This is a genomic window from Lapillicoccus sp. (genome assembly GCF_039935575.1).
Taxonomy (GTDB): domain Bacteria; phylum Actinomycetota; class Actinomycetes; order Actinomycetales; family Dermatophilaceae; genus Lapillicoccus.
The window spans coordinates 1-22,285 of record NZ_JBDTKA010000141.1; the positions used below are offsets into that span (position 1 = coordinate 1).

Genomic DNA, 22,285 nt, shown 5'->3' on the forward strand with positions numbered 1-22,285 from the left:
GCTCCCCCGGTTGGACTCGAACCAACAACCTGCCGATTAACAGTCGGCTGCTCTGCCAATTGAGCTACAGGGGACCGCGACGTGCGCGGCCGCAAGAGTAGCAAAGGGCGCCCCGATCAACGGAATCGGGGACCCGCTCACAGCCGGCCTCGTTGCGTCTGACAGTTCGGTCGCCCTGGCCACCACAACGTCGGACGCAGACAAAGGCGCCGGTCATCCAGACTCGAGACGGCGACCAAACACCGGCGAGACGCCAGGCGCTCTCACGGCGGAGCTGCGCGAACTGGGCTGCGGGCGGCCCGCTCGTCACCTGGGCCACGACCATTGCCCCAGGCGTCATCGGTCGTGGCAGCCGGACCCCCTGGGCCACGAGAGTGCTCCGAGGCGTCATTCCTCGTGGCCCGGCAGCGTCGGCACCCGAGGCGGCGACCGACGCGCTCAGGGGTGCGGCATACCGACCTGTTCACGCAGTGAGGTGAGCGCCCGGTCCGCTGCGAACCGGACCTCGTCGTCCTCGCGGACTCCACGGCCGAGCACGACCTGCTCGAGCAGCTCTCCGGTGCGCAGGTCCTGACGTATCACCGCTCGTCCGGTGCGCCGCCCGGACAGGGCCAGCTCCTCGGTCTGGACCACGCTGGCCTGGACCCGCTCCCTCAGCGTCTGCAGGAACTCGCGCTCGCCGAGTCCGTCACCCAGCCGCAGCTGGGCCGGGGCGGCCTTGTCGACCCAGGTCAGCGTCAAGGTGGACGCCTCACGGCTCCACGAGCCTGCGTCGACCAGGTGCCAGGGCCGTGACCAGACCAGCTCGTCCCCCGCGTCCTGGCCGGGGTCGACGAAGGAGATCGTGTAGCTGCTGGCGACCAGCCAGGCCCGGGAGTCGGCATCGCCCGCTCCCGACAGGACTCGGTCCCGCTTCAGGTCACCCAGGACAGCCACGATGGCGGCGGGCACCGCATGGTCGCGGCGCCGGGACAGCGGCAGTTTCATCAAGACTCCTCACGGTCGCGCATCGACGCCAGCTCGCGCTGGAGCTGCTGGAGGCGCTGCCCTAGCTCTCGCTGCTGCTCGGGGTCGGCCGTTCCCGAGCTGTCGAGCCGGCGCAGCTGGCTCATCGCGTCGGCGATCCGACGGGTCAGGACCACCTCACGCAGTCGCAGGACGAGCGAGGCGGCATACCGGCGGCTCGGCAGACCGGTCGCGCGCTCGGGCGTCACAGGCAACGACGCGACGGCGAGCTCGGCGATGAGGGGGTGGACGGCCGCGGGAGCCGCGGCGACGACCGCGTCGGTCCAGCTGGAGGCCGAGCCGCAGGATCGAGCCCGGATGCCCCCCGCCCCGACGATGGCGTCGAAGACCGCACGGTGCGCCGGGGCGCTGAAAGCCGACGAGTCCAGCAGGTCGAGGCTGTCCGCGTCGACCAACGAAGGGAGCTGCAGGACCACCTGCAACAGCTGCCGCTCGACCATGACGACCGGGTCGCGCAGGTCCGGCCGGGGCATCGCATCGCGCAGCTCGGCGGCGGTGGGCTCCAGGGAGGCCTCGGACGGCTCCAGGTGTTGCTGGGTCCGCTGCTCGACCGGGGGCTTCTGACCCGCCTTCCCGGCTCGCGCCACCTCGGCGGCGACCTGCTCCACCTCGAGACCCAGCAGGCCCGCGAGCGCCCGGGTGTACTCGGGGCGTAGCGACCGGTCGCGGATCTCGGCCACGATGGGCGCGGCTGCACGCATGGCCTGGATCCGGCCTTCCACCGTCTCGAGGTCGAACCTCCCGACGGTCGTGCGCAGCGCGAACTCGAACAGCGGGACCGCGTCCTCCACGAGGGCCCGAACCGCGAGGTCGCCCTCGGCCTGGCGCAGCTCGCACGGATCCTTGCCCGACTGCTCCACGGCGACGAACGACTGAGACGCCCAGCGCTGGTCCTCCTGGAACGCGCGCATGGCGGCCTTCTGTCCGGCCTTGTCGCCGTCGAACGTGAAGATCACCCGGGCAGGTGCGAGGTCGGCCTCGTCGCGCATGATCCGACGCAACGTCTTGATGTGCTCGACCCCGAAGGCCGTCCCGCAGGTGGCGATCGCCGTCTCGACACCCGCCAGGTGGCAGGCCATGACGTCGGTGTAGCCCTCGACGACGACGGCCGTGCGGTCGCGCGCGATCGCCTTCTTGGCCGCGTCCAGGCCGTAGAGCACGGTCGACTTCTTGTAAACAGGAGTCTCCGAGGTGTTGAGGTACTTCGCCTCGATCCGGTCGTCGTCGTAGAGCCGGCGGGCACCAAAGCCCACCGTGTCACCGGTGATGTCACGGATCGGCCAGACGAGCCGGCCCCGGAACCGGTCGTAGAGCCCGCGGCTGCCGTGACCGGCCAACCCTCCGGCGACAACCTCGTCGTCCTGGAAGCCCTTCGACCGCAGGTGTCTGGCCAGGTCCTCTCCCCCACGAGGCGCATACCCGACCCCGAACTGGGTGGCCGCGGCGCTGTCGAAGCCGCGGGCGCGCATGAAGTCGCGGCCGGCCCGGGCCGCCGGCGTCGTCAGCAGCTGGTCGGCGTAGAACTCCTGCGCGACGCGGTGCGCCTCGACCAACCGGGCGCGTCGTCCGATGCCCCCCTCGTCGCGGCCCCGGGCGCCGCCGTCCTCGAAGTGCAGCTCCATCCCGAGCTTCTGCGCGAGCTTCTCGACGGCCTCGATGAAGCTCAGGTGCTCGACCTTCTGCACGAACGAGATCGCGTCACCCCCCTCACCGCAGCCGTAGCAGTGGTAGTAACCGGTCAGCGGGCTGACGTTGAACGACGGGCTCTTCTCGTCGTGGAACGGGCAGAGGCCGACCAGGCTGCTGCCAGAACGGCGCAGGGTGACGTGCTCGCGGACCAGGTCCTCGATCGAGGTGCGCTCCTTGACCGCGGCAACGTCCTCGGCCTTGATGCGTCCCGCCACAGTGGCCGAGTCTAGGTCGCCGTGGCGGTGCGTCCGGCGGCAATCCCCAGGCTGGGTGACCAGGGACCGGTCAGCTCACCGGGAGGGCGACGTTGGTGCCCGATGCCGTGACACGTACGCCGGTGGGCACGACCTGCGCACCGGTGAGCGACATACCCGCTGGAAGACCCTGGATCGGCACGGTGATCCCGCTGAGCGCGTCGTGCAGCGCCGGAAAGGAGTCGACAGACACCGCGCGGTCGCCGAGGGTGACGTCCGAGATGCCGACCAGGAGCTTGCCCGTCTGTACTCGTGGGGTGACGGCGGCTTTCAAGCTCAAGCCGAGGATGGTGCCGGTGGCCCGTAGGACCGACCCCTCGACGGACAGAGAGACGTCGAGGTTGCTCTGCTTCTTCACCGCGGACTGGAGCGAGGCGACCGGAATGGTCGCTTGGACCACGACGTCTCCCGCGGTGGGATGCCTCTGCGTGGAGAACGCGTCGACCTTGACCTGGCGAGCGTCGACCGCGACGTCCGATACAGGGAGGTCATTGACGGTGGCTGCCGGAACGGTCACCGTGACCTCGTCCAACGTCCCCCCGATGGCGTGGGTGAGGAAGGGGAAACCGTGCACGTCGACGTGCGTCTCCCCCTTCGCCTTCAGCTGGGAGTTGACCGCGTCGCGGGCATAGTCCTGGGCGTAGGACGCGGCGAAGCGGTCGGCCGCCACCAGGCCGCCGCCGAGCACCAGGGTGATCGCGACCAGCCCACCCACCGCCTTGCCAGTGCTCACGTGCGCTCCCTGGTCAACCCCACCACGAGCCTCAACCGTATGCGGTCGACGTCATCGCGACCTCATGAGGCCCAGTCGCGGTGCAGGTTCAGGGCACGCGCGTCGGTCAGGGCCGCCACCTGGTCGACGGCGACCCGCAGCCTGGCGCCGTCGCCGGGCGCGGACTCGAAGTCGGCGCGCAGGTCGCGGTCGAGCCGGCCCGGGTCGGTCAGGAACCCCGCCACGAGGTCGACGACGACCTCCCGCTGACGTTCCATCACGGCGATTCGCTCGTCGGCGAACATCACAAAATGTGCGGCGACGGCCTTGAGCACCGATGCCTCGGCCCGGACCTCGTCCGGGATCACGAGGTGCGCGTTGTAACGGGTCAGCGGGCCGTCGCCGTGCCGGGCCCGTGTCGCCTGCTCGACCCAGAGGACGAACCGTCCGACCAACCGGCTCGTCATGTCCTTGAGTGCCGCTAGGTCCTGACGGGTTCCGTTGTGCTGCAGCGGAATCACGCCTGTGGCCAGAAGTCGGTCGAGGGCGGCCGCGAAGTCGTCCTCGGTGAGGTCCGGGGCATACGTCACCTTGGCCACGTCGAACGCGACCGCGACCTCGGCTCGCGTGTGCAGCAGGCCTGGGTCGATACTCCCCGACGCGATGGCGTCCTCGATGTCATGGACGCTGTAGGCGACGTCGTCGCTCCAGTCCATGACGTCGGCCTCGATACATCGGCGACCGGGCGCCACGCCGTCCCGGAACCAGTCGAAGACCGGCAGGTCGCCGGCATAGACACCGAACTTCGGTGTCGGGACGGGAGCTTCACCGCGTTGCCAGGGGTACTTGGTCGTGGCGTCCAGACTGGCCCGGGTGAGGTTGAGGCCGGCGGGACGGCCGTCCTGGTGCCACCGCTTGGGCTCCAACCGGGTCAGCACCCGCAGCGTTTGCGCGTTGCCCTCGAAACCACCGATCGCGCCGGCGACCGCGTCGAGCGCCGCCTCGCCGTTGTGCCCGAACGGCGGGTGACCGAGGTCGTGCGCCAGACAGGCGGTGTCGACAACGTCGGCGTCACACCCCAGAGCCGCGCCGAACTCACGCCCGATCTGCGCCACCTCGAGCGAGTGGGTGAGGCGGGTCCGCGCGAACTCGTCGCTGCCCGGCTGGACCACCTGGGTCTTGGCCGACAGCCGGCGCAACGATGCGGAGTGAATCAGCCGGGCCCGGTCCCTGGCGAAGTCGTCGCGATCGGCCCGCTTGTGCGCCGGGTCCTCAGCCACCCACCGCTCGCGGTCTCGTGCGCTGTAGCTGCCGGTGGTGGACATGTCGTGAATGTATGCCGCGCGCCGGATGCGGGGCGCGCCGATCCGTCAGCGCGAGTCGCGGACGCGCACGAGGTGGGCGACGACGCCGGGGAGCCAACCTCGCTCGAAGTTCACCCACCGAGCGGCGATGAGGTTCTGCGGGACGACGACGAGCTCGTCAGGGCCGCCGGCGACGGCCAGGTCGGTGCCGAACGCGTGGTCATCGTCGTCCTCGTCCTGCGCCGTCGTCACCCCTGCGGAAGAACCCGGACCCTTGCGCGAGCAACCATGCCACCCAATCACCCTAGTAGGGCTGGTATCGGCAGGCCTGCCTCGGCGCTCCTCCCTGGTGCTACCGGCAGTGGGCCGGTGGTGAACATCGAGACAAAGGGAGTTCGTCGATGCCGTACCAGAGAAGCAAGCTGCAGCAAGAGGTCGTCGAGGCACTGGTCCAGAGCAAGGCCATCAACCTCGAGGCCATCGCCGGCGTTCTCAGCTCCTACGGGGAGCGGGCGCTCCTCGAAGGGGAGGACTTCGCCACCATCATCAACGGCAACGCCGTGTGGAACTGCGGGATTGGTCCGGTGATGAACCGGGCCAACGTGAGCCAGTTCGAGCAGCTCGGGCAGCAGCACGTCTGAGCGACCACTGCTCACCGCGGGATCACGCATGAGTGCGAGCTCGGTTCTCGACCTCACCAGCCGGGTCCACGGCGCGCTGCGCATCGCTGCAGCCGCCGTGGACGCGGCAACCGGTCCGGAACCACCAGCTCTTCCCGACCTGCCGGGTATCGGCCCGTTGGTCGCGAGCAAGGTGCTGGGCGAGACCTGCCTGCTACTACGCGCGGCGCACCGGGCCGCCGTACTGGGCGACGACGCGGTGCTTCGCGCGGCGGTGTCCGCGCTGGCGCGGACCGTCGCCCCGCATGTCCGCAGCACGGACCTGCTGGCCTCGCTCTGTGTGCGACCCGACACGGCTCTCGACGAGGGGTTCGGCCACCTGCATCTACGCGACCTCGGGTTGCCCGACCCGACGGTCGACGACCTGCTCGACCGCGTGGTCCCGGCGGAGGGCCACCCCGGGCTCGAACGGACGCCGACGCGCGCCCTCGAACAGCTCTGGCTGCGATTCCTGTGGACGGGCGCTGCGCCCAGCACCCTCCCGGTGGAGACCGCGCTCCTCGCCAGCTCGGTCATCGGGCGTCCGCTGGACCCCGTCACCTGCTCCCTGCTCGAGCTCTACTCCTTCACCCACATCGTCATGTATGCCAGCGACAGCGGCCGCCGGGTCACGACCCTCCCGCGCCCGGTTGACAACGTTCTCGCCGACGCCGAGACGGCGCTGGCCGTCGCGCTCGACAGCGGCAACCTCGACCTGGCGGCGGAGGCGCTCTGGACGTGGCCGATGCTGGGTGCGACACCGTCGGCCATCGCCCGGTTCGCCTGGCGCCTCCTGGCGGCAGCGCAGGACGAGACAGGACTCGTTGTCGGACCGCAGTTCTCGACAGAGACACACGCTGCGCTCGGTAGCGAAAGCGGTGAGGCATACCTGCTCGCCACCTCGTACCACTCGTCGATCGTCATGGGCATTCTCTGCGCCTGCACGCTCGCTGCCGAGGCGGACCGCGAGGCGGACCGGCCCTCACCGGGGGAGGACGACGCGCCTCGGGCGCAGACCGTCGCGGCGCTCAGACTGCTGGTCGAGGCCGTTGCCGGGCAGCCGGTCGGACGCTGGCTACGCGCGTTCGACCGGCTGGGGCCGAGCTCACAGGCGGAACTTGCGCCTCTGCTGCTGCGGATCGCGCTGCGCAGGGCCGCCGAGCGGGACGACGTCGCCGCGGTGCGCCGGGCGCTCGAGCTGGCAGTGGAGCACGATTTGCTCGACAACCCGGTCGTGCCGCATGCCGCCGCGTTCCTGCGCAGCCGGGTGGGGCTGGCTCACGCACTGGAGCAGCGCCGAGCCGATCAGCCCGGGGACACCTCGGCCGCCTCGGCCGCCGCCGCCGCAGCCCGAGCCACCCAGCTGGGCGCGGTCCCGTAGCGCTGGCTCGGAATCATCAAGCCCGCGGCGCTGTCCGTGACCAGCCGGTCCATCCGAGCATCGTTCGTGGCCTGCTGCTTGGCCGACAGGACCCAGTTGATGCAGATCTTCTGATAGCTCCCCGTCGCCAGCGACCAGAACGCCGCGGCCGCAGCGTTGGCCGCTAGCTGGGCGGCATATCGCTCGGGAAGAGCGAGCAGGCCGGCCTGCTCGTAGGCGTAGGTCGCCTGCCGGTCCTCGCGACGAGCGTCCCAGGCGGCGATCCCGTTGGGTCGCATCCGACCCTGGGCCGTCAGTCGTTCGACCAGATCGAGGTTGACCCGGCTCCAGGTGCTGGTCTTCTTCCGTGGGGTCCAGCGTTGCCGGCGGAGATCCTCGTCGATGCGCTCGGCACGCGAGTCGATCCAGCCGTAGCAGAGCGCCTCGGGGACCGCCTCTTCCCAGGTGAGGCCCCGAGGCTCGACGTGCTTCTTGGTCAGCCCCATCCAGAGCTCTGTCTCGCTCTCGTGGTGAAGCTCGAGCCAGGTCCGGAAGTCCTCCGGTCCGTCGAAGAGCAACGCCGGCCGCTCCGGTGTCCCCCCGAGTCGACTCCCCACCTCAGCCTCCCGAGACCGACAGCTCGGCCTCGGCCATCCGCACAGCATGCTCCGGGCTGAGCTCGCGGGAGTCGAGCCACCCGTCGGGGAGAGCAACGCGGCGCGACGAACCGGAGCGACCACGCGGACCTTCGGCGTGGTCCCCCGGCCAGGGGGCCGCGGGGTCGAGGGTCTCGAGCATGCGGTCGAGGTCAGCGAGCGTGTCGACCAGGGCGAGTGACGTGCGTAGCGTCCCGCCGGCGGGGAACCCCTTGAGGTACCACGCAACGTGCTTGCGGATGTCACGGCAGCCACGCCCCTCGTCGCCGTAGAAGTCCACCAGGTATGCCGCGTGCCGCCGCATCGTGTCGGCGACCTCCCCGAGGTTTGGCAGGGCCCGCTCCCCGGACCCCGAGAACGCCGCGGCCAGGTCGGCGAACAGCCACGGACGGCCGAGGCAGCCGCGGCCGACGACGACCCCGTCGCAGCCGGTCTCCGCGGTCATCCGCAGGGCGTCCTCGGCCGACCAGATGTCGCCGTTGCCGAGGACGGGGATGTCGGTGACCGTCTGCTTGAGCAGTCGGATGGCCGACCAGTCGGCCGTGCCGGAGTAGGCCTGAGCCGCGGTTCGCGCATGCAGTGCGACGGCGTGCACGCCCTCGGCCTGCGCGACCAGGCCCGCCTCGAGATAGGTCAGGTGCTCGTCGTCGATGCCGGTGCGCATCTTCATGGTGACCGGCACGTCGCCACGCGCCCCCTCCTCGACGACCGCTGCGACGATCGCCCTGAAGAGGTCGCGCTTCCAGGGCAGCGCCGAGCCACCGCCCTTGCGCGTCACCTTGGGGACAGGACAGCCGAAGTTCAGGTCGATGTGGTCAGCCCGGTCCTCACTCACGAGGATCCGTGCCGCGGCGCGTGCCGTCGCCGGGTCCACGCTGTAGAGCTGGATCGAGCGAGGGCTCTCGTCGGGGTCGTGCTCGATGAGACGCATCGTCGTCGCGTTGCGCTCGACCAGCGCGCGGGACGTGATCATCTCGCTGACGTAGAGGGACGTGGCTCCCGACGGTGTGCTCGGCGCACCGGCGGACGAAGCTCCCGACTCGCGGCAGAGTCGGCGGAAGGCGCGGTTGGTGATGCCGGCCATCGGCGCCAGGACGACCGGGGACGCGATGACGTGTCGGCCGATCCGCAGCGGTGGCAGCAGGGTCTGGGCGGTGTTCATCAGGCCAACAGTCTCCCATCTGGCACTGACAGGGCGAAGTCCGCGAGCAGCCGGGTGACCCGTTCGGGCTGGTCGAGCCCCACGAAGTGACCGGCTCGCGGGATGACGACGACCCGCCCCTGCGGGGCCTCGCGGGCATACCGACGGGCGTGGATCATCAGCTGGTCGTACCGGCCTCCGGCGACCAGGACGGGACAGCTCACCGCGCGCAACATCCAGGGTCCGCAGCGGGCCATGACCTCCCGCCAGGCGGCGGCGGTGGGGGCAAAGTAGTATCCGCCGGCGATGATGGGTTCCACCACGTCGGGTGGGTAGAACCGGCGCAGCAGGCGGTTGTCCAGGGTGGTCATCCGCACCTCTCCGAGCCGGTCCGCCAGGCTGGCGACGCTTCGGTATGCCGCGGCGCCCACCCCTCGGGGCACGGCCGCGCAGCTGAGAAGCACCAGGCCGTCGAGTCGGCGCGGGTGGGCCTCCGCGTAGGCCATCGCTGCGTAACCACCGAGTGAGTGTCCGACGACGACGACCCGCGAGGGCGCCGGACGGCCGGACGGGGACGCGGACTCGACGGCCGCGTCGATGACGTCGATTGCGGCGTCCAGGGTGAACGGCTCCGCCGCGCGGGCCCCATGCCCAGGGAGGTCAGGTGTCACGACCTCGAGGCCCGCGGCCAGCGACGGGTCGCAGGCGAGCAGGCGTACCTGCGGGTCCCACTGGGTGTGCGAAAGGCGCGACCCGTGGACCAGGACCAGCCGGACCGCCGGCTGCGGTCCCGTCGCAGCACTCACAGCCAGCCGTTCTCCTCGGCGACGCGCACGGCATCGGCGCGGTTGCGGGCGTCCGTCTTACCGATCGCCGAGGACAGGTGGTTGCGGACGGTGCCCTCGGAAAGGAAGACCACGCGAGCGATGTCGCTCACGCTGCCGCCTTCGCGAGCGGCGCGCAGCACCTCGGCCTCGCGAGTCGTCAACGGTGAGTCGCCGACGGCCAGGCTGTCCGCGGCGAGGGTCGGGTCCACGACGCGCAGGCCCGAATGCACCCGGCGGACGGCGTCTGCGAGCTGTCGGGCCGGGGTGTCCTTGACGACGAACCCGGTCGCTCCTGCGAGCAGCGCCCGACGCAGGAAACCCGGCCGTCCGAAGGTCGTGACAATGACCACCTTGACCCCCGGCATGGCGGCCCGCAGCTCGCGGGTGGTCGCGATGCCGTCACCTCCGGGCATCTCCACGTCGAGCAGGGCCACGTCCGGGAGGTGCTCCTTCGCGGCGGGGATGACCTCGTCGCCGCGACCCACCTCGGCAACGACCTGCATGTCCGGCTCCAGGTCGAGGAGGCTGGCGAGCGCGCCACGGACGAGGGCCTGGTCGTCCGCGAGCAGCAGCCGGATGGTCACCGCACGCCCTGGTCGACCGAGTCGACCGAGTCGACTGGGTTGACGGATCCGCTGGGCTCGTGGACGAGCTCGCGCAGCAGTGGGGCCTTCTCCGCCTGGACCGCCGCCGGATGACCCATCCGCAGCGTCATTCGGAAGCCGCCTGCCACTGGCGCGTCGACGACCACGTGCGCCCCCGCCGCCGCGGCCCGTTCGCGCAGCCCCGAGAGCCCGTGTCCGTCGCGGATCGCGACGACGGCGGCGTCCGGCCTACCCCGCCCGTCGTCGGCGACAGTGATCTGGTCGGGCGCCAGCGTCACCGTGCACTGCGCGGCGCAGCTGTGCCGCACCACGTTGGTGACGCCCTCGCGCAGAGCCCACGCGAACAGCTCGCGGTTCTCGGTCGGCACCTCGTCGGTCGTACCGGGCAGGTCTGCCTCGATCTCGGCAGCCTCAAGAGCCGCACGCGCCCGGGTGATCTCGCCGGGAAGGCTGAGCTCGCGGACGCCGTCGACGGTGCGACGGACATCGGCGAGCGCGTCGCGCGAGAGCCGTTGGATGTCGGCGATCTCGGCCCGAGCCCGTTCGGGGCTGACGTCCACGAGCCGGTCGGCGAGCTCGGCCTTGACGGCGATCACGGTGAGGGAGTGGCCGAGGATGTCGTGCAGGTCGCGCGCCATCCGGGCCCGTTCCTCACCGATCATCAGCTGCGAGTTCTCCTCCTGCGCCAGGACGAGGTCGCGGCTACGCCGCATGGCGATCCAGATGCTCAACACGGCCAGCGTGGCCAGCATGACCGACAGGGCGATGCCGTCGGAGCCGTCCCACCCGGGCACCATGCGGGCCAGCGTCTCGCTCAGTGCCGCCAAGATGATCGCGAGTGGGATCGAGAACCGGATGGGCAGGAGCGTGACCCCGGCCACGGAGATGTAGACCGCCGCGCCCAACCCCGCGGAGTGCACCGTCAGAGTCATCACGGCCCCGAGCACCACAAGCACGACGATGATGGCGGCAGCTCGGGGCTCGACCACCCGCCAGAGGGCCCCGCTGCGCCGCATGGGGCGACCCCAGATGAAGGACCAGACGTAGATGGCCGAGAAAGCGAGGATGCTTACCAGGCCGACCCAGCCGACCACGGCACCCCGCTCGTTCCAGCCCTCCTGCACGGCGGGGGCGAGGAACAACAGCCAGACCCCAGCGCCCACTGCGGCGAACAGGTTGAACCTGGTCTCGTAGCGGGCGACGGGGTCGGGCATGGTCATGACGGTACCGATGTCTGGGTCGGGCGTGGGTGTCGGAGAGGTCCGGGGGTCAGACCCGAGCCGTGTCCTTGCGGAAGCGCCACACGGCACCGCCCCCGAAGATCAGCAGCCAGGCCGCGACATTGGCCACCCAGGTCCACTGGAACGAGTCACCGGTGAGCGGCGCGTGCGCCAGGGAGGAGATGCCGTACATCGGGGTGAACTGGGCGATCTTCTGCAGCGTCGACCCGTCGGTCAGCGGGACGAACAGGCCCCCGGCAAAGGCCAGCACGGCGAGGCCGGGCCCGATGACCTGCATGACGTTCTCGCTCGGCAGGAGGTAGCCCATGAACAGCCCGAACGAGGCGAACACGATCGACCCGGCCCAGGCGATGAGCGCGGTCACGACCCAGAGGGTTGCGGTGTCCATGTGTGCCTTGGTGAACGCCCCGAAGACGAACACGACGACCACCGCCAGCGCGCCCAGCATCATCGAGGTGAGCATTTTGACGAAGACGTAGACGACCGGCGACAAGGGTGTCAGGCGCAGCTGTCGGCTCCACCCTTGGGCGCGTTCGGTGGCCACCATGGCCCCCCCACCGGTCGCGGCGATCATCGCCCCGTAGGCGGCCATCGAGATCATGATGTATGCCGAGACATTGCCTCGCCCGGCGTTCTCACCGGAGTAGTCCTGCCCGACGCCGAAGATGAAGTAGAACAGGGCCGGCATGAGGAGCGTGAAGATCATGGTGCGCTTGTTGCGCAGGACACGCATCAGCTCGATACGCAAGAGGGTGGCGTTGAGCCCACCCATCGCCGGAACCCGGCGGGCGGCGCGGTCGACGGCGACCGCGGTCTGGCTGACGGCACTGGACATGTCAGGACTCCTTCGAGGTCGTGTGGGTATTGGTTTCGTTGCCGGGCGCACCGGGCGAGTCGTCCGAGGTCAACGCAATGAACGCGTCCTCGATCCCGCGGGCCTCGATCTCCAGGTCGTGTGCCTCGGTCTGCGTGAGCAGGTAGCGAGCCACGGCGTCGGAGTCACCCGAGTGGATCCGGACGGTGTCACCACGCACTTCGATGGACTCGGCCGAGGGGACGCCCGCCAGCGACTCAGCGCTCGCCCCGGCAAGGGTCGCCCGGACGGTGCGTCCGGCAGCCATCGACTTGATCTGGGCGGCCGTCCCGTCGGCGACGATCTGACCCTGGCGGACCAGGATGATGCGGTCGGCGTACTCGTCGGCCTCCTCGAGGTAGTGCGTCGCGAAGAGGATGGTGCGTCCCCGGGTCGCGTCCTGGCGGATCGCGGCCCAGAAGTCGCGGCGCCCCGTGACGTCCATGCCTGTGGTCGGCTCGTCGAGGATGAGCAGCTCGGGGTCGGACAGCAGCGCCATCGCGAACCGCAGCCGCTGCTGCTGGCCGCCGGAGCATTTGTCAACCCGACGGTCGCCGATGTCGGTGATCCCTGCTCGCCGCATCACCGAGTCGACCGACACGGTGTGGACGAACAGCGAACCGGTCAGCTCGAGCGTCTCACGGACGCTGATGTCCTTGAGCAGCCCTGCAGTTTGCATCACCGCGGCAACCAGGCCGTGGGAGATGGCACTGCGCGGTGACTGGCCGAGGACGTCGACCGAACCGGAGGTGGGTTCGGACAGCCCGAGGATCATGTCGATGGTCGTGGTCTTGCCGGCCCCGTTCGGACCGAGGAAGGCGACGATCTCGCCCTGCTGGATCTCCAGGTCGAGGCCGCGGACGGCGTGGACCGTGCCGAAGCTCTTGACCAGTCCCGTCACCTTGATGGCGGGTCCCCCGAGCACGTCGGCGCTACCGCCGACCGTGGTTGCTGTCGTTGTCATGGGTCCAGCATGGCGGTCGCGGCTCCTCGCACACTGACCCAGATATCACGTCTCACCCATGACGACTGTCACGCGCAAGCTCGCCACATCCTGGCCCAGGCCGGGGGTCGGGAACGTCTCAGCAGCCGACGAGGCGCTGGGCCAACCACCCCTCGACCTGGCCGAGCGGGATGCGCTCTTGTGCCATCGAGTCGCGCTCGCGGATCGTCACGGCGTGGTCGTCGAGGGTGTCGAAGTCCACGGTGATGCAGAACGGGGTACCGATCTCGTCCTGTCGGCGATAACGCTTGCCGATCGCGCCGGCGTCGTCGAAGTCGACGTTCCAGTGTCGGCGCAGCTGCGCCGCCAGGTCGCGGGCCTTGGGGCTGAGGTCGGCGTTGCGCGACAGCGGCAGGACGGCCGCCTTGACCGGCGAGAGCCGGGCGTCGAGGCGCAGCACGACGCGCTTGTCGACGCCACCCTTGGTGTTGGGCGCCTCGTCCTCGGCGTAGGCGTCGACGAGGAAGGTCATCAGCGAGCGCGAGAGGCCGGCCGCCGGCTCGATGACATAAGGCGTATAGCGCTCACCAGTGGTCTGGTCGAAGTAGACGAGGTCGGTGCCCGAGGCCGCGGAGTGCGTGGTCAGGTCGAAGTCGGTGCGGTTGGCGATGCCCTCGAGCTCACCCCACTCCGACCCCGCGAACCGGAACCGGTACTCGATGTCGACCGTCCGCTTGGAGTAGTGCGAGAGCTTCTCCTTGGGGTGCTCGAAGTGGCGCAGGTTCTCGGCCTTGATGCCGAGGCCGACATACCAGGCGGTGCGCTCGTCGATCCACTTCTGGTGCCATGCCTCGTCCTCACCGGGCTTGACGAAGAACTCCATCTCCATCTGCTCGAACTCGCGGGTGCGGAAGATGAAGTTGCCGGGCGTGATCTCGTTGCGGAACGACTTGCCGATCTGGGCGATGCCGAACGGCGGCTTGCGGCGAGAGCTGTTCATCACGTTGAGGAAGTTGAGGAAGATCCCCTGCGCCGTCTCGGGCCGCAGGTAGTGCAGCCCGGACTCGTCTTCGACGACGCCCAGGTAGGTCTTGAGCAGGCCCGAGAACTGGCGCGGCTCGGTCCACTGGCCGCGGGTCCCGCAGTTGGTGCAGGCGATCTCGGTGAGCGAGATCGTGTCGGGGTCGACTTCATCACCTTTGGCCGCCCGTTTCTCCGCGACCGCCTCCTGCAGGTGGTCGGCCCGGAACCGCTTGTGGCACGACAGGCACTCCACAAGTGGGTCGCTGAACGTCGCCACGTGGCCGGAGGCGACCCAGGTCTGGACGGGCAGGATGATCGAGCTGTCGAGGCCGACGACCTCGTCGCGCTGGGTGACCATCGCCTTCCACCACTGTCGCTTGATGTTGTCCTTGAGCTCCACGCCCAGCGGCCCGTAGTCCCACGCCGACCGGGTGCCTCCGTAGATCTCCCCGCTCGGGTAGACGAAACCCCTGCGCTTGCAGAGGCTCACGACGGTGTCGACAATGCTGCCGGGGCTGCCTGGTGCGGACTGACTGGCCATGGCGCCAGGTTATCGGCCGCCTGAGGCGCGCTCACGCGAGTATCCGGCCCGGGGCAGGACAGCGGGAGGAGGGGGCTCCCCTACTCTGGCCCGGTGAGCCTGCCCTTCCGGTCCCGGGTCGAGCACGCGGCATACCCCGTGCTCGAGCGACTGGAGCGGATGCCCCGGATCGTCGCCTTCCTTGTCGTGCTGGGGCTCGTCGTCGTCGGGATCGCCGTACCCCGGGTCGGCTTCGTCGCCACCGCCCTGGTCGCCCTGCTGGTCGCCTTCTTCGTCTACTACACGTGGCCGCGCCAGACCCTTCCCGAGCGGCTGATGCGGCTCGCCGTTCTGGCTATCGTCCTGGCCATCGCCATTGTCCAGGCGATCCCTCGCGGTTGAGTCAGGGCCGAGCAGAGGGCCGGTCAGCCTCCGAGCAGGGCGTCCAGCTGCGCCGGTGACACGTCGACCCCGGGGAAGCTCGCGACCCGCCCGAGCGGGAACGACCCCACCACGGTCAGCAGTCCGCTGTCATCGTCGCCCAGGAAGCCTCCGAGGGCAGCGCGCACGGCCGGCCCGACCGTCTCGTCCTGCAGCGCCTCGCTGATCGAGGAGTCCCTGGTCACCGGGAAGCGGACGTCGTCTCCCTCGATGTTGATGTCCGCCGACAGCCGCAGGTCGCGGCTGGAGGCTCCGACCTCGATGCGGTAGGACCCACCCTCGACCACCCAGCGGTCTGCCCGAGTGTCGAAGTACGCGAGGTCTCCGCTGCTCACCGGTAGCTCCACGGTCCGCGACTCCCCGGCCGACGCGGTCACCTTGGCGAACGCGCGCAGCTCGCGGGGGGCCCGCGCCACGCTCGAACCCGGCAGGGACGCATACAGCTGCACCACCTCACTCCCGTCGCGCTCACCCGTGTTGGTCACCACGAGCCGGGCGACGAAACCACCGGCCGCCGCCGAGAGCTCGAGGTCGCTGTAGGCGAACGTCGTGTAGGAGAGCCCGTGCCCGAAGGGGAACGAGACGCCCATCGCGCGGGCGTCATACCAGCGGTAGCCGACGAACAGGCCCTCGCCGTATCGCACGTGACCGTGCTCGCCGGGAAAGTCCAGGTATGCCGGAGTGTCCTGCAGGCGGTCGGGAACCGTCTCGGCCAGGCGGCCGGACGGGTTGACGACGCCGTAGAGAACGTCGGCGACGGCGGCTCCACCGGCCTGACCGAGCAGCCATCCTTCGACGAGGGCCGGCACCCGGTCGGTCACTCCGGCTAGCCGAACCACGCCACCGTTCGCCAGGACGGCAACAGTGCGCGGGTTGGCATCGAGGACGGCGTCGAGCAGGTCGACCTGGTCGGCGGGCAGCTCGATATCCGACCGGTCGAAACCCTCCGACTCGGCCGACGCGGGCAGGCCGAGGAAGACGACGGCGACGTCTGCGGCGGCCGCGGCAGCCACCGCTTCGGCCCGCAGCGCCACGGCTGCGTCGTCGGCCGACGGTGAGCCGGCGAGTGCGAAGCCGGGAGCGAAGACGACGTCCTCGCCTGCGAGGGAACGAATTGCGTCGAGGGCGCAGTCGAGCCGCGTCGGGTTGACCATCGAGCTGCCGGCGCCCTGGTAACGCGGGGTGCGGGCGAACTCCCCGATGACGGCGACCGACGTCGAGGGCGGGAGCGGGAGCAGGTCGTCGTCGTTGCGCAGCAGCACGATGCTCGCTGCGGCCGCTTCGCGCGCCAACGCGTGATGGTCGTCGACGTCGAACGTCGCGTCCGGGCGGCGGTTGGTCTGCACCCGTGCGACGAGGGTCGCTACTCGCCCGGCGGCGACGTCGACGACGCGCTCGTCGAGCGTCCCGTCCTGCACGGCCGCCACGACCTGCGCATCGGTGCGGCCTCCGCTCGCCGGCATCTCCAGGTCGAGGCCGGCGGCAATGCCGACGACCCGGTCGTCGACGGCCCCCCAGTCGGACATCACCAGGCCGTCGAAACCCCACTCGTCCCGCAGCACGGTGCTCAGCAGCCACCGGTTCTGCGACGCATACACACCGTTGACCCGGTTGTAGGAACACATCACGGTCCAGGGGTTCGCGCTCGTCACGACCCGCTCAAACCCGCGCAGGTAGATCTCCCGCAGCGGTCGCATGTCGACGTCGGCGCTGACCCGCAACCGGTCGCTCTCCTGGTTGTTCACCGCGAAGTGCTTGACCGACGCTCCGACGCCGCGGCCCTGCAGCCCGCGGACGAGCGCCGCACCGAGGACGCCGCTGACGAGCGGGTCCTCCGACAGGTATTCGAAGTTGCGGCCGCACAACGGGGAGCGCTTGATGTTGATGCCCGGGCCGAGCAGGACGCCGACACCCAGTGCCTGCGCCTCGTCGCCGAGGGCGGCCCCGACGCGCACCAGCAGCTCGGGGTCCCAGCTCGACCCGAGGGTGACGGCGGGCGGGAAGCAGGTGCTGGGCACGCTCTCCTGCAGGCCGAGGTGGTCGGAGCCCGCGACCTGCTTGCGGACCCCGTGCGGGCCGTCGGTGAGCATGATCGACGGGACCCCAGGAACGGCCTTGGTATGCCAGAAGTCCAGGCCGCTGGTCAGCGACGCCTTCTGCTCGAGGGTGCAGGAGGTGAGCGGGTCTGCGGATATCTCGGTGTCCTTGGTGTTCTGGGTGTGTTGGGTGTTCTGGGCCATCAGGCGCGCCTCGCCTCGAGCAGCCGCAGCCAGACCTCGCTCGCGGTGGGGTAGGACGGCACGGCGTGCCACAGGTCGGACATCGTTACGCCTCCGATGATGGCCACGGTCGCCGAATGCAACAGCTCCCCCATCCCGGAGCCCACAAAGGTGGCACCGACCAGGGTGTCCTTCGAGCGGTCGATGACGAGCTTGGCGCGGCCGATGTAGTGGTCCTGCAACAGCGCGGCACCGGCGACGCCGGACGTCTCGTACTCCACCGTCTCGACCTCGATCCCCGCGTCCTGGGCCGCTCGCTCGGTGAGCCCGACGCTGGCCACCTCGGGGCTCGTGAACGTCACGGAGGGGACCACCCGGTCGCTCGCACGATCGCGGAAGTCCTTGCCGGCGGCCCGCTCCCGCCCTCCCGCACGGGCGGCGATGACCGCGCCGGCGATGCGGGCCTGGTACTTGCCCATGTGCGTCAGCAAGGCCCGACCGTTGACGTCGCCGACGGCATAAAGCCACCGTCCGCCGACGCCCTCGACCTGGAGCTGGTCGTTGACCGCGAGATAGCCGTGGTTGGACGCGACGGTGTCGGCGATGCCGGCCGACTCGAGCCCGAGGTCTTGGGTGGTTGGCGTCCGGCCGGTGGCGACCACGAGCTCGTCGACGAGCACCCGGCGGCGACGGCCGATCTGGAGCGCTACCTCTCCCCCGGCGATGTGCCCGATTCCGTTGTCCTTGGGCGACTTTCGGGTCACCTCTGACACCGCGGTGTCGGTCAGCACCGTCGCGCCGGCCGCAACCAGCGAGGCGCGGACCAGGTCGGACGCAAAGGGCTCGGCCCGCGCCATCAGACGATCGCCGATGTCGATGAGGGTCAGCTCCTGGACGCCCAGGCCGAGCAGCCAGGTCGCCGACTCGCAGGCGACGACGCCGCCGCCGAGGATCGCGACGCGCTTGGGAACCTGGTGCATGTTGGTGACGTCGCGCGAGGTCCAGGGCAGCGACCGACGCAGGCCCGGGATGTCGGGCACGTCCGCGGTGGTGCCGGTCGCGATGACCACCGCGTGAGTCGCCGTGATCTGGCGGACAGGTCCGTCGCCGTCCGACACCTCGACGGTCCTTGGGCCGCTGAGCCGGGCCCGTCCGCGGACCACGTCGATGCCGAATCCGTTGGCCCACATGACCTGCCCGGAGTCGTCGAGGTGCGAGGTGAACGAGTCACGCCGCGCCAGGACCGCCTTGACGTCGATCCCCTTGGTGCTGATCCGGGTCGCAGAACCGGCGAGATGCTCGGCCTCGTCGAACACCTGGACCGACCTCAGCAGGGCCTTGCTGGGCATGCAGGCCCAATACGAGCACTCGCCACCGACCAGCTCGGCCTCGACGATCACGGCGGTCCGGTTGCTCCCGCGGATCGCGTAGTCGGCGGCGTTCTCACCGGCCGACCCTCCGCCGATGACGATGACGTCCCAGGTGTCCTTCGCGGTCTCGCGTGCAGTGCTTGCCATGCCCGCAGAGTATGCCGGTCGAGCCGCTGGGAGGCGACCGCCGGGGTGGACGTCAGACGATTTTCACCACGGGGTGTCCGGTGCGTCCGGGATGTCGACGGCGCCCCCATAACGACGGTCCCGCCGGGCGTAGATCTCGATCGCCTCCCACAAGTTTCGCCGGTCGAAGTCGGGCCAGAGGGTGTTGAGGAAAACCATCTCGGCGTAGGCCGACTGCCACAGAAGGAAGTTCGAGGTGCGCTGCTCGCCCGATGACCTGACGAACAAGTCCACGTCGGGCATGTCCGGCTCGTCGAGGTAGCGCCCGATGGTGTGCTCGTCGATGGACCGGGGCCGCAGCCGGCCAAGCCGCACGTCCTCGGCGATGCGCACGACGGCGTCGGCCACCTCGGCGCGCCCGCCGTAGTTGACGCAGAAGTAGAGCGTCAGCCCGGTGTTGTCCTTCGTCAGGTCCTGGGCGACCTCCAGCTCGCTGATGACCGAACGCCACAACCGTGGTCGACGGCCGACCCAGCGCATCCGCACGCCCCATTCGTCCAGCTGGTCGCGCCGGCGCCGGATGACGTCGCGGTTGAAGCCCATGAGGAACCGCACCTCGTCCGGTGACCGACGCCAGTTCTCGGTCGAGAACGCGTAGGCCGACAGGTGCGTGACACCGACCTCGATCGCCCCGGCCACGACGTCGAGCAACGACGCCTCACCGGCCTCGTGACCTTTGGTGCGCGGCAGGCCACGTGCGTTGGCCCAACGGCCGTTGCCGTCCATGACGATCGCGACGTGACGCGGCATCACTATGGTGGGGATCGACGGCGCCACCGCGCCGCTCGGGTGGGGAAACGGGTCGGCATACCGCGCGTCCGCACCCGGCGTCATACCGGCTCCTGGGCCAGCAGCTCCGGCGACTGCGCTGCAGCCGAACGGTTCTCGGGGTGGGATCGGCGCTCGACGTGTCGCAGGGAACGCACTCCCCGCTCCAGGTGCCACTGCAGGAACGCCGACACCAACCCGCTGCCTTCCCGCCGGTGCCTCTCGTCGGAGGCGTCCGCGAGAACCCAGTCACCACTCAGCAGGGACGCCAGCAGCCGCATTGTCTCGGTCGCGGGGGCAGCGGACCCGGGTGGGCGACACACCGTGCACACCGACCCGCCGGCCGCGATGTTGAAGGCCCGGTGCGGCCCCGGCGCGCCACACTTTGCGCAGTCGTAGAAGCTGGGCGCCCATCCGTTGACCGCGAGCGAACGCAGCAGATAGGCGTCGAGCACCAGGGAGGGGTCGTGCTCCGCCCCGCTCAGCGAGCGCAGCGCTCCTACCAGCAGCAGGTACTGCTGCGTCGACGGCTCGTGCTCCTCCGTGAGACGTTCGGCGGTCTCCACCATCACCGTCGCCGCGGTGTAGGACGGGTAGTCGCGGCAGATGGTCTGGCCGTGGGGAGCGATTGTCTCAGCCTGGGTCACCGTGTCGAGGTTGCGCCCCTCATAACACTGCACGTCGACCACCATGAACGGCTCGAGGCGAGCTCCGAACCGGGACCGGGTGCGCCGAACCCCCTTGGCGACCGCCCTGATCCGGCCGTGCTGGCGGGTCAGCAGGGTGATGATGCGGTCGGCCTCGCCCAGCTGGTGGGTGCGCAGCACGACCGCCTCGTCGCGGTAGAGGGGCACTCCCCCATTGTCTCCCAGGACGGGGACGGCACGCCCTGGCTGCGGGGAGTGTCGGCGGTGGGCTCAGCCGGACCGGCGGTAGTTCAGCACACGCTGGAGTACGACGACCACGACCAGGAAACCCCCGCTGACCACGTTGTTCCACGTGGAGTCGAGCTGCAGCTCGACGATGAAGGCATTGATGGTGCCCAGCAGCAGAACACCGGCGGCGGTGCCGACCATGGAGCCGGACCCCCCGGTGAGCAAGGTGCCACCGATGACGACAGCCGCGTCCGATGCGGTCCCGCAGGCCGGCCCACCCAATACCCCGCTGCCGCGGTCGACAGGGCCATTGCCAGGACGGCGCAGGAGGTGGCGGTGCTCGCCGACCACACCAAGCTCGGGATCGACACGATGGTCCAGACCGTCCCGGTGGACCGTATGGCGCACGTGGTCACGGACGAGGCCGCCGACCTCGAGGTCGTCCAGGCGCTGCGCGCTGCTGGCGTCGCCGTCCATGTGGCGCACTACGCGCCGTCGCCAGCCCCCGACGGAGCCGACCCCACCGTCTGAGCCAGGGTTGGCCGGGTCGCGGGCTGAACCCACGTTGAACGATCCAGGCCCGGGACTGGGGCCCGCGTGAGCAGGTCAGCCGGCCCGCTCGTCGAGAAAGGGCCGTGGGTCGCCGTTGTCGAGGTCGCGGATCCCCGCCGACTCCAACGCGCCAACGGCGAGCGCGCGACGGACCGCCGCGAAGGTGATCACGTGCCCGATCGTCCCGCCGAGGGTATGCGTGGCCGGCGGTTGGCAGGTGGTGTCGACGAACGTATCCGCGAGGGTCCCGTCCGCAAGCGTCTGCTTGACGAACGCCCGGTAGTCGGCACCGGCGACGGCGTGTCGGTCGCGCAACCCGCTCATCGTCTGGTCCTGCTCGTCGGGCCAGCCGCCTCCCCGGAGCGCAGACAGCCAGTGCTCCTCCTGGGTGACCATCGCGTTGATGACAGTGCGCAGGGTCGGGTGGTCGTCGATGGTCTCGACCGAGACGGTGATCGGGTGGTCGACCACCTCGTCGGGCAGCGTCGAGGCGCGCTCGATGATGGCGGTGAGGGTGTCGACATGGTGGTCGACGAGGTGCTGGACGATATCCATCTGGGTCTCCTGGTGCGGTGCGGGCAGCCGAAGGCCGCCGGGTGGTTGGAAGTGCACGCCGTTGGGCGCGGATAGCTCGAGCTCGCGGAAGGTGAGTGGCCGGTGCCGGCGGATGGTCGTGGGCGGGACACCGTAGGCCCGGGCGAAGGCCCGGGTGAAGCCTTCGTGGGAGCCATAACCGGCCTCCACCGCGATGTCGAGGACGGTGTCTGCGGTCGTGGTCAGCCGGTAGGCGGCCCGCTCCAGCAGCAGCCGACGGCGTAACCCTCCCGGAGGCTCGCCGGCCGCGGCCGTCACCAGCCGGTCGAAGTGGAACCGGGACAGGAAGGCCCGCCCGGCCAGCTCCTGCGCGGTAGACGACGAGTCGTCCAGGCAGGCCTGGGCGAGGTCGAGCACCGTGGCCAACCGGTCCGGTGCCATCCGCGTCACCTGCTCGCTCGTCGTCATGACCACGAGACTGCCGTAGCCGACCCCTCAGGTGCTTGACCGAGGTTGCTCAGTGGCAC

The 22,285-nt window shown here is 70.1% G+C and carries 23 protein-coding genes and 1 tRNA gene; 4 read left to right on the forward strand and 20 right to left on the reverse strand.

The genetic code is table 11. The features are described 5' to 3' along the window. Nucleotide 1: 1 nt before the first annotated feature. The 6 genes from ABI385_RS16720 to ABI385_RS16745 all read right to left on the reverse strand — a co-directional run bounded on the left by ABI385_RS16720 (nucleotide 2) and on the right by ABI385_RS16745 (nucleotide 5,237). Nucleotides 2–74 (reverse strand) — tRNA-Asn (locus ABI385_RS16720). Nucleotides 75–438: 364 nt separating this feature from the next. Beyond that, nucleotides 439–987, reverse strand: coding sequence for a hypothetical protein (locus ABI385_RS16725; RefSeq protein ID WP_348104894.1), 549 nt, complete (start codon nucleotides 985–987; stop codon nucleotides 439–441). After that, a complete protein-coding gene (gene dnaG / locus ABI385_RS16730; protein WP_348104895.1) occupies nucleotides 987–2,930 on the reverse strand; it encodes a DNA primase in 1,944 nt (647 codons plus the stop codon). Before dnaG ends, ABI385_RS16725 begins: the two co-directional genes overlap by 1 nt. A gap of 70 nt (nucleotides 2,931–3,000) precedes the next feature. Further along, nucleotides 3,001–3,702 (reverse strand): DUF2993 domain-containing protein, encoded by a 702-nt coding sequence (locus ABI385_RS16735; RefSeq protein WP_348104896.1) that lies wholly within the window; start codon nucleotides 3,700–3,702, stop codon nucleotides 3,001–3,003. A gap of 62 nt (nucleotides 3,703–3,764) precedes the next feature. Next, nucleotides 3,765–5,006, reverse strand: a complete 1,242-nt coding sequence (locus tag ABI385_RS16740; RefSeq protein WP_348104897.1) for a deoxyguanosinetriphosphate triphosphohydrolase — start codon at nucleotides 5,004–5,006, stop codon at nucleotides 3,765–3,767. 45 nt (nucleotides 5,007–5,051) lie between these two features. Further along, nucleotides 5,052–5,237 carry a hypothetical protein gene (locus tag ABI385_RS16745; protein WP_348104898.1) on the reverse strand — a complete coding sequence of 62 codons (186 nt, stop codon included), beginning with the start codon at nucleotides 5,235–5,237 and terminating at the stop codon, nucleotides 5,052–5,054. Between the two features lie 149 nt (nucleotides 5,238–5,386). On the opposite strand from ABI385_RS16745, the gene ABI385_RS16750 reads away from it, so the two are divergent. Then, complete coding sequence (locus ABI385_RS16750; RefSeq protein ID WP_348104899.1) at nucleotides 5,387–5,626, forward strand: hypothetical protein; 240 nt, start codon at nucleotides 5,387–5,389, stop codon at nucleotides 5,624–5,626. A 28-nt stretch (nucleotides 5,627–5,654) separates the two neighbouring features. Then, nucleotides 5,655–7,025: a DUF6895 family protein gene (locus ABI385_RS16755; RefSeq protein ID WP_348104900.1), complete on the forward strand. Its 1,371-nt coding sequence runs from the start codon at nucleotides 5,655–5,657 to the stop codon at nucleotides 7,023–7,025. Here the strand turns inward: ABI385_RS16755 and ABI385_RS16760 are convergent. The 8 genes from ABI385_RS16760 to ABI385_RS16795 all read right to left on the reverse strand — a co-directional run bounded on the left by ABI385_RS16760 (nucleotide 6,950) and on the right by ABI385_RS16795 (nucleotide 14,834). Further along, a complete protein-coding gene (locus ABI385_RS16760) occupies nucleotides 6,950–7,621 on the reverse strand; it encodes a YdeI/OmpD-associated family protein (protein WP_348104901.1) in 672 nt (223 codons plus the stop codon). The two genes, ABI385_RS16755 and ABI385_RS16760, sit on opposite strands and share 76 nt — an antisense overlap. A 1-nt stretch (nucleotide 7,622) precedes the next feature. After that, nucleotides 7,623–8,822 carry a tRNA dihydrouridine synthase DusB gene (dusB, locus tag ABI385_RS16765; protein ID WP_348104902.1) on the reverse strand — a complete coding sequence of 400 codons (1,200 nt, stop codon included), beginning with the start codon at nucleotides 8,820–8,822 and terminating at the stop codon, nucleotides 7,623–7,625. After that, on the reverse strand, nucleotides 8,822–9,607 hold the full coding sequence (locus tag ABI385_RS16770; RefSeq protein ID WP_348104903.1) for an alpha/beta hydrolase: 786 nt from the start codon (nucleotides 9,605–9,607) through the stop codon (nucleotides 8,822–8,824). The genes dusB and ABI385_RS16770 overlap by 1 nt, the downstream gene beginning before the upstream one ends. Further along, the gene (locus tag ABI385_RS16775; RefSeq protein ID WP_348104904.1) at nucleotides 9,604–10,212 is read right to left on the reverse strand and encodes a response regulator transcription factor; all 609 of its coding nucleotides are present in this window, start codon (nucleotides 10,210–10,212) and stop codon (nucleotides 9,604–9,606) included. Before ABI385_RS16775 ends, ABI385_RS16770 begins: the two co-directional genes overlap by 4 nt. Next, the gene (locus ABI385_RS16780) at nucleotides 10,209–11,447 is read right to left on the reverse strand and encodes a histidine kinase (RefSeq protein WP_348104905.1); all 1,239 of its coding nucleotides are present in this window, start codon (nucleotides 11,445–11,447) and stop codon (nucleotides 10,209–10,211) included. Before ABI385_RS16780 ends, ABI385_RS16775 begins: the two co-directional genes overlap by 4 nt. A gap of 55 nt (nucleotides 11,448–11,502) precedes the next feature. Then, a complete protein-coding gene (locus ABI385_RS16785) occupies nucleotides 11,503–12,309 on the reverse strand; it encodes an ABC transporter permease (protein ID WP_348104906.1) in 807 nt (268 codons plus the stop codon). A gap of 1 nt (nucleotide 12,310) precedes the next feature. Next, nucleotides 12,311–13,291, reverse strand: coding sequence for an ABC transporter ATP-binding protein (locus tag ABI385_RS16790; RefSeq protein WP_348104907.1), 981 nt, complete (start codon nucleotides 13,289–13,291; stop codon nucleotides 12,311–12,313). A gap of 118 nt (nucleotides 13,292–13,409) precedes the next feature. Next, nucleotides 13,410–14,834, reverse strand: a complete 1,425-nt coding sequence (locus ABI385_RS16795) for a glycine--tRNA ligase (RefSeq protein ID WP_348104908.1) — start codon at nucleotides 14,832–14,834, stop codon at nucleotides 13,410–13,412. 93 nt (nucleotides 14,835–14,927) lie between these two features. Between ABI385_RS16795 and ABI385_RS16800 the strand changes: the two genes are divergently transcribed. After that, nucleotides 14,928–15,215: a DUF6703 family protein gene (locus ABI385_RS16800; protein ID WP_348104909.1), complete on the forward strand. Its 288-nt coding sequence runs from the start codon at nucleotides 14,928–14,930 to the stop codon at nucleotides 15,213–15,215. A gap of 23 nt (nucleotides 15,216–15,238) precedes the next feature. Here ABI385_RS16800 and ABI385_RS16805 read toward each other — a convergent pair whose 3' ends face one another. The 5 genes from ABI385_RS16805 to ABI385_RS16825 form a co-directional block, all read right to left on the reverse strand. Then, nucleotides 15,239–17,494, reverse strand: a complete 2,256-nt coding sequence (locus ABI385_RS16805; RefSeq protein WP_348104910.1) for a glycoside hydrolase family 3 C-terminal domain-containing protein — start codon at nucleotides 17,492–17,494, stop codon at nucleotides 15,239–15,241. Then, complete coding sequence (locus ABI385_RS16810; protein ID WP_348104911.1) at nucleotides 17,494–18,990, reverse strand: NAD(P)/FAD-dependent oxidoreductase; 1,497 nt, start codon at nucleotides 18,988–18,990, stop codon at nucleotides 17,494–17,496. Before ABI385_RS16810 ends, ABI385_RS16805 begins: the two co-directional genes overlap by 1 nt. A gap of 63 nt (nucleotides 18,991–19,053) precedes the next feature. Then, nucleotides 19,054–19,863 carry an isoprenyl transferase gene (locus ABI385_RS16815; RefSeq protein ID WP_348104912.1) on the reverse strand — a complete coding sequence of 270 codons (810 nt, stop codon included), beginning with the start codon at nucleotides 19,861–19,863 and terminating at the stop codon, nucleotides 19,054–19,056. Continuing rightward, nucleotides 19,860–20,651 carry a DNA repair protein RecO gene (gene recO / locus ABI385_RS16820; RefSeq protein WP_348104913.1) on the reverse strand — a complete coding sequence of 264 codons (792 nt, stop codon included), beginning with the start codon at nucleotides 20,649–20,651 and terminating at the stop codon, nucleotides 19,860–19,862. The genes ABI385_RS16815 and recO overlap by 4 nt, the downstream gene beginning before the upstream one ends. 63 nt (nucleotides 20,652–20,714) lie before the next feature. Beyond that, nucleotides 20,715–20,873, reverse strand: coding sequence for a hypothetical protein (locus ABI385_RS16825; protein WP_348104914.1), 159 nt, complete (start codon nucleotides 20,871–20,873; stop codon nucleotides 20,715–20,717). Nucleotides 20,874–21,008: 135 nt separating this feature from the next. Between ABI385_RS16825 and ABI385_RS16830 the strand changes: the two genes are divergently transcribed. Further along, the gene (locus tag ABI385_RS16830; protein WP_348104915.1) at nucleotides 21,009–21,203 is read left to right on the forward strand and encodes a hypothetical protein; all 195 of its coding nucleotides are present in this window, start codon (nucleotides 21,009–21,011) and stop codon (nucleotides 21,201–21,203) included. Nucleotides 21,204–21,278: 75 nt separating this feature from the next. Here the strand turns inward: ABI385_RS16830 and ABI385_RS16835 are convergent, their stop codons facing one another. After that, entirely contained in the window at nucleotides 21,279–22,226 is a 948-nt protein-coding gene (locus tag ABI385_RS16835; RefSeq protein WP_348104916.1) for an AraC family transcriptional regulator, read from the reverse strand. Between the last annotated feature and the right edge of the window lie 59 nt (nucleotides 22,227–22,285).